The organism is Rickettsia fournieri (assembly GCF_900243065.1).
In the GTDB taxonomy this organism is placed as follows: Bacteria; Pseudomonadota; Alphaproteobacteria; order Rickettsiales; family Rickettsiaceae; genus Rickettsia; species Rickettsia rickettsii.
The window spans coordinates 698,221-710,810 of record NZ_LT978484.1 but is presented as its reverse complement, the minus strand read 5'-3'; the positions used below and the strand labels follow the sequence as shown (position 1 = coordinate 710,810).

The following is a 12,590-nucleotide window of genomic DNA, read 5'->3' as shown; positions in this document are numbered from 1 at the left end:
TTATTTTATATAGATTAAAAAATGTTATATCCGCATGGGAAATGTAATTTAAGATTCAAGGTGATAAAATTAAAGTCGATATTATCCTTTAAAAATATTTTACGCTTAATTCTTACTATTTTCGTCGGTATATTGTGTTATGCTTATCTACTAGAACATAATTGGCGATATGTAACCTTAAGTGATGAACAAGTAAAAAAATACAGGATTAGCAAGAAAAAAGCTATTGCCCTTTATCAGTTAATGAAAGACACTCATGAGCTACTTGGTAAGAATAATATTAATTATTGGATAGAAGGCGGCACTCTGCTTGGAGCCGTTAGACATCAAGGCATAATTCCTTTTGACGATGATTTAGATATCGGCATTATGCATGAAGACGAAATACGTTTGCAACAAATATTACCGCAATTTGAACAATTAGGATATCGTGTTAAACATAATAAAATTTATGTAATTTGCGGGGAAAGATGCTTAGATATTTTCGTATTTCATAAAGAAAATGATAAATTTGTTCATTTTAATCAAAGTATGCGTAATAAATATCCAAATGATTTTTTTTATGATTATGAGCTATATCCTTTAAAAAAATATAAATTTGGTAGTATAGAAGTATATGGGCCATCTGAATATAAAGAGAATTTGAATAGACAATATCTAGAATGGGATAAATATGCAATAATATACAGCCCTCATAGCTTAAATTTACCTTTTTTATCGAATATCGAGAAAAAAACTAAATTTATATTAACGCCGGAATTGTTAAAACCTGCTCAGCCACTCGGACCGCTAGAAGATAAAGTGAATATAGTCAATTCAGCTAAATTTAGTGGTATGTGCGAGGATACAGCTTATAATTAAATGTCGAATTGGCAATGACTATTTCGATATAAGCAACGAAATAGTCATATGATTTACATTTGCCTAGATTACCTTTTTTGCAAAAATTCATATCAAACAAGTTGAGATAAGAAAGTAATAGCCGGTACTATCCATAAATCCGGTTTATCAAAGCAAGAGCCCGAAATAGCTTGTTTATTTTGAATTACTTGAAAACTAAACTCAGGGTTAAGTAATTCATGAAAATATTTTAAGCTTGAAGAAACGGTTGAGTCACTTACTTTTGCTTCCACTAAAATCCACGGTTGGTTATCTTTTGTTATTACTAAATCGACTTCACGTTTTTGTTTATCACGCAGATAGTATAAACCAAAATCACCAAGCCCTGTTTCGTTCCAAAAATATACGGCTTTTAAAAGGTGAGAAGCTACAAGATTTTCAAATCTCGTTCCTATATCTTTTATTTGCGACCAATCCCAAAGGTAAATTTGTGGCTCTTTTATCAAACTTTTTACAACATTTTTAGACCAAGGTTTGATAGCAAAACAATAATAATGCTTTTCTAGCAAAGAGAGCCATCTTCTTATTGTTTGGTCTGAAACTCTAACTTTGTTAGCAAGGTTTGTATAGCTTATTAATGAGCCTGCTTGCTCATTTATAATGCTAGTAAGTAATGATAACGCATAAATATTGTTGATATCTTCAGTATTTCTTACATCTTCTCTAAATAATTGCTTGAATCTTTGATTACTCCATATTCTATGAAATTTAGCAGTTGCTTTTAAATAACTTTCTGCAAATCCTCCAAAATTTATTAAAGCTTTAAATTCATCTATAGTGATATTTTGGGGGCTTTTTATATAATCAATGTCATTATCAAAATTTTTAGCTATTTCAGATACCGATAACGGATGCACGGTTAAACTTATATAACGTCCCATTAGGCTATCACCGCCTTTTTTATATATATTTAATTTGGCACTACCTGTTATAATAAATTCAATATTTTCTCCGAATTTATCATAAAATCCTTTTACAAGACTTTTCCAATCTTTATATTTATGAATTTCATCTAATATTAAGCACGGTTTCTTATCGGATATAGTAGAAAGTAGATTTTTAAAAAGTTCGGTGTGTTTGTTTAAGATTTTATTTCTATCTTCTAGATAATCCCAATTTAGGTAAATTGAATTAGGATTAGGTTTAATTACTTGTTTTGATATTGTAGTTTTCCCTACTTGCCTTGCTCCACTTATAAATACAAGCTTACCGTAATTTGTTAGATATTCTTCAACTTGCTTTTTATATAACCTATCCATTATAATATTTCTATAAGTTTATAAAAATATTATAGGCTAATATCGAAATAGTCTTACTTGTAGTATTGAAATTGAGCATTGCCTAGAAAAAGTTGTTTTATAGTTTAGCCTTCCGATGTCATTCCCACGAAAGCGAGAATACTTTGTTGCGTGGACCAGTTTCCTAATTGTCATCCCGCGACTTGATCGCGGGATCCAGTTTAAAACATTAAAATTTTAGTATTTTAAGTTGTGTTTTTGGATATCGTGGTCAAGCCACGGCATAACACCGAACGGGTTTTTCAGTCCACACAACAAGACCTGCGCAGACATGACATAAAACGAGCCATGCAACAACACCTGCAGTAACTCGCAATGACTATATCAACCTTTTCTAGGCAATGCCAAAATAATTAGTGCAAATTATGCGGTACTTTAGTATTATTTAACATTAAACTTTGCTTCATTCTATGCCTTATTTATTACCAACTATTATAACTACGCTACTTATTTTATTAGCGCTAATAATTTGGTTTTATGTAAAAACTCAAACCTTAAGGACACAGCTACAATTTTTATCAGAGCAGAATCTAGAAATTAGCAATAATAACCAATTATTAAATCAAGAAAAGATAGGATATTTACAGAAAATTGAGCAATTGAAGTGTAAAATAGAATATCAAGCACAGACTATTAAGGATTCAGAAAAAATAAGAGAAGAGTCATTTTCATCGGCTAAAGCTGCGTTATTTGATTTAGGTCAAGATTTGTCTAAGCAATTAATAGCGATACATAAAATGGAAAACACGGCAGCAAGAGAGCTAGCCGAGAAAAATATCGCTACTGCTTCAGGAAAATTTAATAGTGAGTTTGAACGGTTAATTACGATGGTGGGAGCATTAAATAAAGATATAGAGCAATCAAAAGGTACGGTTGATTTGATAAAACAGTCTCTGCTTTCTCCGATCGGGGCGGGGCTACTTGCTGAGATTACCCTTGAGAATATCTTAAAATCTTCGGGCTTACGTCCTAATTTAGATTTCATTATGCAATACGGTCTAACTACCTCAGATAGCGGAAAGCTAAGACCTGATGCGCTCATTTTTCTTCCTTCCGGTAATTTAATGGTTATTGATTCTAAAGCTTCAAAGTTTCTTGTAGACGAGCAAGATAATAACATGAGTCTTAATAAAACTATGAATTACCATTTAAAATCTTTGGCGAATAAAGACTATGCCGCAAATATTTTAACTAATCTAAACAAAAAGGATCAGAGCTTTAACAATGTTATTACTTTAATGTTTTTGCCGACTGAACAAGCGGTTGAGAAAGTTATTGCAGCCGACCCTGAATTTTTACAAAAAGCTTGGGGCTGTAATATCTTTCCGGTAGGACCTAGCGGACTTATGAATATGCTATCATTTGCAAAATTTCAAATTACCGATCATCGCCGCTCAGAAAATTATAAGGTAATCATTGAAGAAGTGAGAAAGCTATTAAGCTCCATCGGTACTATAGCAGATTATTCTCAAAAGATCGGTAATAACCTGCATAATATGGTTACTAATTACGATAAATTTGCTGCCTCGTTTAATCGTAATTTTATGTCAAGAGTAAAGAATATTCAAAAACTCGGTATTGATTCAGGGAATAAAGCCATGCCGGCTACCTTAGAGCGTTATCAAATCGTTTCCTCTAAATCTGAGATTATTGAAGTGGAAGCAGAAAATCCACCACAAATAGCAGAAAAATTATAAATAAATTTTTCTCGTAATAGGTAATTTAAATGTTAAAAAAAACTTTCCATAATTTGTATAGCCATATTATTACTATGTGTAAGCATATAAGATTAAAGCTCCTAAAACAGAAAACAAACATGCTATAAGAGTGAGCTTTATTAATATGTGGCTGGGCTTTACAATAGACGAGCTACCGATGATAAAAGAAATCATTGAAGAAAACGGACGAACAATTGTTATAAATCATAACAATTATGACCTTATTATTGATAGTGTTTTTGGTCAAAGAACTATTAGTAATAAAGATAGTATAAAGATATTTTTTACCGGTGAATCCGTTAGACCAAAGCTAGAAAATTATGATATATCTATAGGTTTTGATTATATAGATCATCCAAATTATATAAGAATACCTTTATATATGTATTGTACTAATGACGTCAGTACTGAATATAAACGCTCAAAATATAATCCGAATAAAACGTATTTTGCTTGTTTCTTAGTCTCTAAACGGTATAGAAGATCCTGAGAACGACGGCTGCATAGCAAGAAATCGATTTTTTCATAAATTGTCGCTGTATAAAAAAGTAGTAAGCGGCAGTAAATATTTAAATACTGAATCTACAATTATACCAAAAGAAAAAACTCGTGAATGATTATCTAAATGTAAATTTGTTATTGCTTTTGAAAATAAAACATATGAGGGGTATGTTACTGAAAAACCTTTTCAAGCTTATTTAGCAGGAGCAGTACCTATTTTATATATTATGCAGATAAAAGTTATATAAAAGATGTAAACCCTAATGCAGTAATATTTGCTAAAGATTATTCAGAAGAAGATTTATATAATTATATTATTTCTGTTGATAAAGATGATGAAAACTATTATAAGATATATAATAATAAGCTTGTACCGACTTCAGAAAATAATTACCTTTATTAAATACAAATTAAAAACTATTTTTATAATATCAATTATAATTATTTGTTTATCATTGCTTTTTATATTTTTAAAAACTTATCAAATAGGTTCTGCTCCACTTGAAGCAAAAGATATTAAAATTTTTATAGTAAACCTACGCAGCACTGATAGATATAACAATATTAGTAAACAATTCGACAATAATAATTTATTCTATGAAAGGTTTAGTGCAGTAGACGGTTATAATTTATCTATAACAGATGCAGGGGGAAAAAGATTTACCGGCTTAGATGTAAAAAATAACCCTGCTCTTTTATCCCTTGATAACGGTTATACTGTACTTTGTCCTTCGGAAAATATAAATTATTATTCCGATAGCAAAATATTAAATCATACTTTAACGGCAAGTGAACTCGGTTGTTATTGTAGCCATAGAGAAATTTGGCTTAAAATGGTTAAAGACAATATACCTGATGCCCTAATAATAGAAGATGATGCTATACTAAATGATGATTTCCGTAATAAATTTTTAACAATGCTTAAGCATTTACCTACCGACTGAGATTTAATTTATTTGTCCTTGTCACATTCTAAAAACAAAATATTTTATAATATTGACAATAATCCGTATTTAAAGAAGATAGGTCATGGTGGTTACTTTAATACAACTACAGGTTATTTGATACACTTAAAAGCTGCTCAAAAACTTCTTGAATATAGCAAAAACTTTACTTTAGAGATTGATAATGTACCAAGCTTTTATGCATAGCGAAGTGCAGTCCTATGTCACCTCGCCTTTTTTAATACATGCAACACTTAATTCTGAAGATTCAATTATATTTGAAATGGGAAGAGCACATTAAATAACGTAAATTTTACAACCTTAATCGAGGTTTTGTGGACTTTCTAAAAAGATTTAATTTTGGCTATTTTTTGCTGCAAAATAGCAAATCAATTAGCAGTGTCCACAAAGCCTCTAAGCATGGTACTTCTTCTGTAGGATCAATATCAATCACTGTATCATCGTTTGTGCCTGAGGTAACCTTATTAAGCCAAATAAGGGTAGTAGCGGTTTTCTCGGCAATATTCTTGCCTGCACTACTAATTGCCTTGCCGACATTGAAATCCGATATAGCAGTTGTTAAAATATCTATTAAAGTTGCAAGACTTAAGAATTTTAAATCTTTAATAGACTCAAACATTATTAAAGGTACTATCGCTACGGTCAATCTTGCCGCATCATTATAGTAAAACTTTTGAAAAAACACATCATTAGTTAATTTTTTGCTGGTGATATTTTCTATAACTTTATTGCCGTAATATGTTGATACTAATAAAGAAGCAAGACGCAACAGATATAATCCAAAATCAGTGTGGCTATTGCCGCACATATAGCAGTACTCTTCCATCCATGATAGATACTAATGTCTGATTCAATATTGTTAAAATCTATATCTTGATTGGTAAGTTTATTATATATTGCCTGAAGTTTTATTTGCGTATTCTTATCTGTTTTGGAATGTTTATATAGTAACTGAAAATATGGTTTAATTTCTTCAGCTGTAAATTTCTTATGCTCAATTAAAGCCGGTACAATTTTATCATGCAAAAATTTAATTAATTTATTTTGCATAAAATTTGTAACTTTACTTTGTTCTTCTACTACTCCTGCAACTGTATACCATCGTAAAGCCTGTAATACAATTATACGATTAATAGTATCATTATTTAATAAATCAATAGGCTGCACCCCTAAATTAGCAGCATATCTAAAACAAATCGCAGTTGACGGCATCATTAGCAAAACTTGGAGTGTGATCAAATAAAAATTTAACATCTTCAGCATTGTCATTGTTATTTTCTAATGCTTGAAACATATTACTATTCATCTCTTTAGTTTGTCTATTTGATAAGACCGTACACCGGGAAAGATAATAAAATTTGTAGCATCGCAAGTCTAGTGGTCGGTAAAGCACATAATTCATACCAAGGATCCTTTTCGTCAATTACATATGAACGTAAAGCAATTACACCCACTATGGGACTGTTGCGAGATAATTTTTAATAGTAAAATGAGAGGAAAACAGATAAATAAATATTTAGCTCTGTCCAAATATTTTTAAAAAGAAATTCTGTTTAATATTGAGATAAAATTTATTCAATAGTATAGTAATTTAATAGAGATTTGTTTACAGAGTTAGGATTTTTATTAACAAATTTCTCTAAGCTATTAAAGTTGTTAAAACCACTAATCGTTTTAAATTAAAACATATGGCATTCATAAATTCAGAGAATTGATTTTTGGCAATTCCTATATATCTAACCCGTTTATTATCTTTTGAAAATACCCTCTCAAAAGGTGCTCTGATTTTCGTATAATATTTATCAAGGTCAAAATTTTTATCTTTCATATTATTTTTCTTTATTGAGCAAAGATGGAACCCCTTTTTAGCTGCTGCATTCTTGGCAGAGATTGTACAATAACCTTTATCAACATATGTAGCACCGGAGCTTGGCATAACATGCTTAAAACCTTTGCTATCAGTAACATTTGCAGGGGTAACTGCAACCTTATTGATCATTCCTGATTGAATATCGACACTCACATGTTTTTTATAACCATACCAAAATTTATTTGCTCCCTTACAGCCAATTTTAGCTTGTTTATCCTTTACAACCTTAGGCAGAGTCTCATTATTCAATTTATCATATTTTTGTGTTCTTAGTTTATCACGTTCCTCCCAAAGATTAGCTTTTGAGATTAAATGAGAAGCATCTACAAAGGTAAATACTTCACCCATATAGCCTTGTGCTCGTAGTTGATCTCGGAATTTTACAAATATTTTTGATAGTAAATTAGTGCCTATTTTTTTACGTATTTTACTAAATACACTATAATCAGGCGTCTTCTCTGTAAGAGCAAAATCACAAAACCATTTTGCCGCTGTGCTATCAGCTAAATAACGTTCCAATTCCCGATCCGATAAGTCTTCCATAAATTGCAGCAGCAAACATTTAAACAGCCTCACTATACCATAGCCTTTATAGTTAGCTTCGCATTCTACTGCTAATAACTCAGCTTCAACTGCTTTAAAATTGAATAAACTTTTGAATTTACGATATTGATGATCCACACTTATTAACTCATCTAAACTTACCATTATCATTTGATACTCAGACATATGAACATATTTTTTGTTTTTTTTAATTATACCTGCTATCCTCTCATCTCGCAACAGTCCCACTATACGAGAAACATAAGTAATTGCTATTTTACCTGAATGATTACTAACTAAAGCTGATTTTTCGGTTAACCAAGAAGCAATTTTGTGATCTTCATTATACTTATCACTAGCTTTTTCTATTCTAGTAAGACTTTGCTCTAATGAATTAAGATAATTTGCAAAATTTAAATGAGCTTTTTTTACTATATTAAACTCGTTTTCATAAGAGGAAGGCGCATTTAAAGTATTTGTAAGTAATATTGCTTTAGCTATATAGCGATATAAAAAATATTCTCTCGTCAGAGGATATGCCATAGCATCGATTTCTTTGGCTGCTTTAATCAAGTGTTCAGATTGATCTAAATTATTTTTTAAAAACACTTGGACTTTAGTAACTAGGGTAATAAACTCTAATGAATTTATATCCCCTATATCATCTAGCATAGCATCAATTATATTCTTGTTTTCTACTCCTATTAACTTCTGTAGCTTTATACATAAAAAATGATCTCGATTATTTAGCTCTTCAAAACAATGGCTCCATTGAGAATGATCAATATTATTATCTTGATACTTTCCGGTAGCAGCTACTTTACTTAACATTGTTTCTAAATATTGAGTATAAATCAAACTTTGATCTAGTGTCGGTAGATCTTTAAAATTTTTATCACAGAACCATATTTTCCATACCTCACCTAAATTAAAACTAGCAAATGCTGTAGTAGTTTTCCATAACCTTACGCCTAAATTTGATATATCATTATAATATTGTATTATTACTTCTAGTTTATTACTCATAATTTCAATTAAATAAATATTAAAAATATAAACATCTCTTAATATTTATTCAAATCTTTTATATATAATCATTTATAATCTTTAATTATTTTATTATGAGATAACATTAAAGTCACACACGAGCAACCCCAGTTTATGATAAGAGAGAAGAGGATTGGGTTATAAAAGTTTTTAACCAAAAAAACAATAGTTGTGGACATAACATATCCTTTTTTATCTTCTATTGGCAACAGGATCTGATTAATGATATAAAAAATGTCAGTACCTGAATCGTTTATATTGAGAATACTAGTAACAAGAGCTAACGGCTTTATTGGATCATATATTACAGCTGAATTATTAAAGAATAATTATAAAGTAATATGCTGTGTTCGAGATGTTGAATCGACCAGGAAAAATTCCCTACTGCAGAAGTGATATACTGTGATTTTAATATAGACCTAACACCACAAAGCTGGATAAATAGATTAAATAACATAGATATAGTTATTAATGTGTCAGGTGTGTTAACGTCTAGTCATGCAATAATATTGACAATGTTCATGTCAATGGTCCAAAGGCTCTATTTAAGGCTTGCACCCTTACTAACGTACAAAGAATTATTCATAATAGACTGGGTAATTTTACAACCGTCTCTTGTTTACGCAAGCGGTTGTTATGGTGGTACCTCGCTATTTAGGGCTCTTGCAACATTACCGTATTTTATTCCTTTAATAGGTGATTGTTTACAACAATTTCAACCTATTCATATTGATGATTTAACGAAAGTAATTATTCACTGTATAGAAAGGGAAGGAAAAATCCACACATTATTAAAAATAGTTGGACCAGACATAGTGACCATGAAGGATATCTTGCTTGGATTCAGAAGATGGCTTGGAGTCAATCCTGGAAGACTAATAAAAATTCCTTTAATATTCATTAAAATAGCAGCTAAATTAGGGGATTGTCTAAAAATAGGACCCATTAATTCTACTGCGTATAATATGTTACTTCAACCTAATATTGCTGATAAAAAAGATTTTATCGATTTTACTTCTATAATCCCTAGAAACTTGCAACAAGGTTTTGCAACCAAACCTTTAACCGTACAATCCATATGGCACGCTAGGCTTTATTTTTTAAAACCTATAATAAAAATTGTCTTAGGACTATTTTGGATAATGACAGGAATTATTTCAAGCATTTGTGTTTGTGATGCTAGTATGCAAATTATAATATCACTAGGATTTGATAAACAAATAGCACCTTACATATTATATGGAAGCTGCTTTACAGATATTATTCTTGGCATTCTACTAATTATCAAAAATACAACAAATAGGATATGTAGTTTACAAATTTTATTAATACTATGATTTGAATGCAACGGCATATGCAGCTCGCACTACAGTTATAGCTGATCTTCTTTTTACTACTCCAACTGTGATAATTCAACCGGTTAGCGGCATAATATTAGTAAATATGCTTGGCTATAATTATTCTGATTTATGGCTTACCTTAACTTATATCAGATACATAATCGCCGGTAGTTGTTGGCTTCTGGTGGTATGGATTCAAATTCCACTACGAAATATGGCACTTGAAGCATTAAAACCGCAAATTCCCCTACCGGAAAAATATTATAAATTATTTAAATTATGATTCTACCTAGGCTGGCCGGCATTTATCAGTTTGAGTATTATTTTTTTCTTAATGGTATTTAAACCGCTATAATACTAGTTTAGGATAAATTTTATACTAAATTAGTATTGTCCCGTGGTCAAGCTGGCGTTGTTGTGTGGATACCCACCCATCATTGCGAACAGTCGTAGGTCTTGTTGCAGGCTTGTCTATGTCATTCCCGCCTACGCGGGAATGACATAGAGAAGAAATAATATTTACGCCGGTATATCTGCAATAATCGGTTGTTTTTTGTTTGATTTTGTAGAAATGAGAGAGGTCATTATCGGTTCGACTAAGCCGTTAACTACCTCTTTTGTAATAGTAACACGCTGTTTTTTTAGCTCGGCAACTTTATACATACTATCAAGCAAAAGATGCTCAAGTATTGAACGAAGTCCTCTTGCCCCCGTCTTTTTAGCTAGAGCTTTTTCGGCAATAGCTTCTAAGGCTGAATCATCAATTACAAGCTCAGCATCATCAAGCTCAAATTGTTTCTGATATTGCTTTACTATGGCGTTCTTAGGCTTAGTTAAAATTGTAATTAAAGCTTCTGTGTCTAACTCATCTAAAGTAGTAACGATGGGTAATCTACCGATAAATTCAGGAATTAAACCGAATTTAGTTAAATCCTCAATCTCTAGGGATTTAAGAATCTCACTATTATTTTTCTCTTTATCTATATTTACGTTAGCTGCAAAGCCTATAGAACTATTATTAGTTCTTGAGGTTATAATGCTATCAATCCCCATAAAAGCACCACCGCAAATAAATAAGATATTTGAAGTATCTAACTGTACGAAATCTTGTTGTGGGTGTTTCCTACCGCCTTGAGGAGGCACGGAAGCAACTGTTCCTTCCATAATTTTAAGTAATGCCTGCTGTACTCCTTCACCCGATACATCCCGTGTAATAGAAGGATTCTCCGATTTACGGGCAATTTTATCAACCTCGTCAATATAAATTATACCTTTTTGTGCTTTTGCTATATTAAACTCAGCTGCTATCAATAAACGTAGTAATATATTCTCAACATCTTCACCGACATACCCGGCTTCCGTTAAAGAAGTAGCATCCGCCATAGTAAAAGGTACGTCTAAAATTTTAGCAAGCGTTTGAGCAAGTAAAGTTTTTCCTGAACCAGTAGGACCGATCAGTAAGATATTCGACTTATTAAGCTCAACGTCATTATTGCCGGATTGTACATATTCAAGCCTCTTATAATGGTTATAAACCGCTACTGCTAAAATCTTTTTCGCTTGATCTTGCCCAACTACATAATCATTTAGAATTCCACATATTTTTTGCGGTGTTGGAATTGAAGAAGTAATTTGCTTTAAAGCAACTTTATTTTCTTCTTTCATAATATCTGTACATAAATCTATACATTCATCACAAATAAATACTGCAGGACCTGCTATCAGTTTTTTTACTTCATGTTGTTTTTTACTACAAAACGAACAAATCAATGCTTTTTTATCAGCTTCTACTACCATTAACTTTCTTTTTTATGTTTATTTTAACAATTCTTACTATAGTACTCTTGCGTACATATAATAATCTTTATGCTCATTTGCAACTATTTCGTATTTTTTAAGAATTCCTTCCATAGCAAAACCGCATCTCTCAAGAAGATTAATTGAACGAAAATTATCAGTAATTACTGTTGCTTGTACTCTTATAATACCAATATAATCAGCAAATTTTAAAATATTCTTTATAGATTTTAACATCATACCTTGACCCCAAAAATTAGGATCTAGATCATAACTTATTTCTGCTCTATGATGCTCTAGATTTATTATATTAAAACCGGCAGTACCTATTAATTTATTATCGTCTTTAATGGCAATTCCCCAATAAAAACTTCTATGATTTTTATATAAACTAGACCAATAACGTATTTCCTCTCCGGCTTCTTCTACGTCTTTAGGCCTATTGCTATCAGTTATATAAATAGCCATTTCCGGCTTACTCATATAATTAAAATAATCTTGTGCATCCTCCGCGGCTAACTCTCGTAAAACTATATCGTTTAAATCAAGCACAGGAAAAGGGGCATATAAATGTCCTCTATTTATCATATATACTAACTATTTTTCTGTAT

15 protein-coding genes are annotated in these 12,590 nt (G+C 31.0%); 9 read left to right on the top strand and 6 right to left on the bottom strand.

Translation table 11 applies throughout. From position 1 onward, the window contains the following. Nucleotides 1-60: 60 nt before the first annotated feature. On the top strand, nucleotides 61-861 hold the full coding sequence (locus C4Q30_RS06920) for a LicD family protein (protein ID WP_103897760.1): 801 nt from the start codon (nucleotides 61-63) through the stop codon (nucleotides 859-861). Nucleotides 862-953: 92 nt separating this feature from the next. Here C4Q30_RS06920 and C4Q30_RS06915 read toward each other — a convergent pair whose 3' ends face one another. Then, nucleotides 954-2,159, bottom strand: coding sequence for an ATP-binding protein (locus tag C4Q30_RS06915; RefSeq protein WP_103897579.1), 1,206 nt, complete (start codon nucleotides 2,157-2,159; stop codon nucleotides 954-956). A gap of 449 nt (nucleotides 2,160-2,608) precedes the next feature. Between C4Q30_RS06915 and C4Q30_RS06910 the strand changes: the two genes are divergently transcribed. The 5 genes from C4Q30_RS06910 (at nucleotide 2,609) to C4Q30_RS09975 (ending at nucleotide 5,568) form a co-directional block, all read left to right on the top strand. Beyond that, entirely contained in the window at nucleotides 2,609-3,895 is a 1,287-nt protein-coding gene (locus C4Q30_RS06910) for a DNA recombination protein RmuC (protein WP_103897759.1), read from the top strand. 145 nt (nucleotides 3,896-4,040) lie between these two features. Further along, complete coding sequence (locus C4Q30_RS06905) at nucleotides 4,041-4,406, top strand: alpha-1,3-fucosyltransferase (RefSeq protein WP_103897578.1); 366 nt, start codon at nucleotides 4,041-4,043, stop codon at nucleotides 4,404-4,406. A 148-nt stretch (nucleotides 4,407-4,554) separates the two neighbouring features. Next, nucleotides 4,555-4,665: a glycosyltransferase family 10 domain-containing protein gene (locus C4Q30_RS10735; RefSeq protein WP_103897758.1), complete on the top strand. Its 111-nt coding sequence runs from the start codon at nucleotides 4,555-4,557 to the stop codon at nucleotides 4,663-4,665. 207 nt (nucleotides 4,666-4,872) lie between these two features. Further along, complete coding sequence (locus tag C4Q30_RS09980) at nucleotides 4,873-5,361, top strand: glycosyltransferase family 25 protein (RefSeq protein ID WP_198913047.1); 489 nt, start codon at nucleotides 4,873-4,875, stop codon at nucleotides 5,359-5,361. A 12-nt stretch (nucleotides 5,362-5,373) separates the two neighbouring features. Further along, complete coding sequence (locus tag C4Q30_RS09975; RefSeq protein WP_198913046.1) at nucleotides 5,374-5,568, top strand: glycosyltransferase family 25 protein; 195 nt, start codon at nucleotides 5,374-5,376, stop codon at nucleotides 5,566-5,568. Between the two features lie 157 nt (nucleotides 5,569-5,725). On the opposite strand, the gene C4Q30_RS09970 is transcribed toward C4Q30_RS09975, so the two are convergent. The 3 genes from C4Q30_RS09970 to C4Q30_RS09155 all read right to left on the bottom strand — a co-directional run bounded on the left by C4Q30_RS09970 (nucleotide 5,726) and on the right by C4Q30_RS09155 (nucleotide 8,821). Continuing rightward, nucleotides 5,726-6,190: a hypothetical protein gene (locus C4Q30_RS09970; RefSeq protein WP_245207531.1), complete on the bottom strand. Its 465-nt coding sequence runs from the start codon at nucleotides 6,188-6,190 to the stop codon at nucleotides 5,726-5,728. Further along, nucleotides 6,130-6,621 carry a hypothetical protein gene (locus C4Q30_RS09965; protein ID WP_245207530.1) on the bottom strand — a complete coding sequence of 164 codons (492 nt, stop codon included), beginning with the start codon at nucleotides 6,619-6,621 and terminating at the stop codon, nucleotides 6,130-6,132. Before C4Q30_RS09965 ends, C4Q30_RS09970 begins: the two co-directional genes overlap by 61 nt. Before the next feature lie 400 nt (nucleotides 6,622-7,021). Then, entirely contained in the window at nucleotides 7,022-8,821 is a 1,800-nt protein-coding gene (locus C4Q30_RS09155) for a transposase (protein ID WP_209445216.1), read from the bottom strand. 255 nt (nucleotides 8,822-9,076) lie between these two features. Between C4Q30_RS09155 and C4Q30_RS10550 the strand changes: the two genes are divergently transcribed. The 3 genes from C4Q30_RS10550 to C4Q30_RS06865 are packed head-to-tail and all read left to right on the top strand — an operon-like array spanning nucleotide 9,077 to nucleotide 10,465. After that, nucleotides 9,077-9,238 (top strand): NAD-dependent epimerase/dehydratase family protein, encoded by a 162-nt coding sequence (locus C4Q30_RS10550; RefSeq protein WP_342447537.1) that lies wholly within the window; start codon nucleotides 9,077-9,079, stop codon nucleotides 9,236-9,238. Next, a complete protein-coding gene (locus C4Q30_RS09960) occupies nucleotides 9,235-10,179 on the top strand; it encodes a DoxX-like family protein (RefSeq protein ID WP_245207529.1) in 945 nt (314 codons plus the stop codon). Before C4Q30_RS10550 ends, C4Q30_RS09960 begins: the two co-directional genes overlap by 4 nt. A gap of 1 nt (nucleotide 10,180) precedes the next feature. Then, nucleotides 10,181-10,465, top strand: coding sequence for a DUF2269 domain-containing protein (locus tag C4Q30_RS06865; protein ID WP_103897577.1), 285 nt, complete (start codon nucleotides 10,181-10,183; stop codon nucleotides 10,463-10,465). Nucleotides 10,466-10,701: 236 nt separating this feature from the next. Here C4Q30_RS06865 and clpX read toward each other — a convergent pair whose 3' ends face one another. Together clpX and C4Q30_RS06855 are read right to left on the bottom strand one after the other, a co-directional pair. Continuing rightward, nucleotides 10,702-11,979 carry an ATP-dependent Clp protease ATP-binding subunit ClpX gene (gene clpX / locus C4Q30_RS06860; RefSeq protein WP_014121025.1) on the bottom strand — a complete coding sequence of 426 codons (1,278 nt, stop codon included), beginning with the start codon at nucleotides 11,977-11,979 and terminating at the stop codon, nucleotides 10,702-10,704. A 36-nt stretch (nucleotides 11,980-12,015) separates the two neighbouring features. Next, nucleotides 12,016-12,567 (bottom strand): GNAT family N-acetyltransferase, encoded by a 552-nt coding sequence (locus tag C4Q30_RS06855; protein ID WP_103897576.1) that lies wholly within the window; start codon nucleotides 12,565-12,567, stop codon nucleotides 12,016-12,018. Between the last annotated feature and the right edge of the window lie 23 nt (nucleotides 12,568-12,590).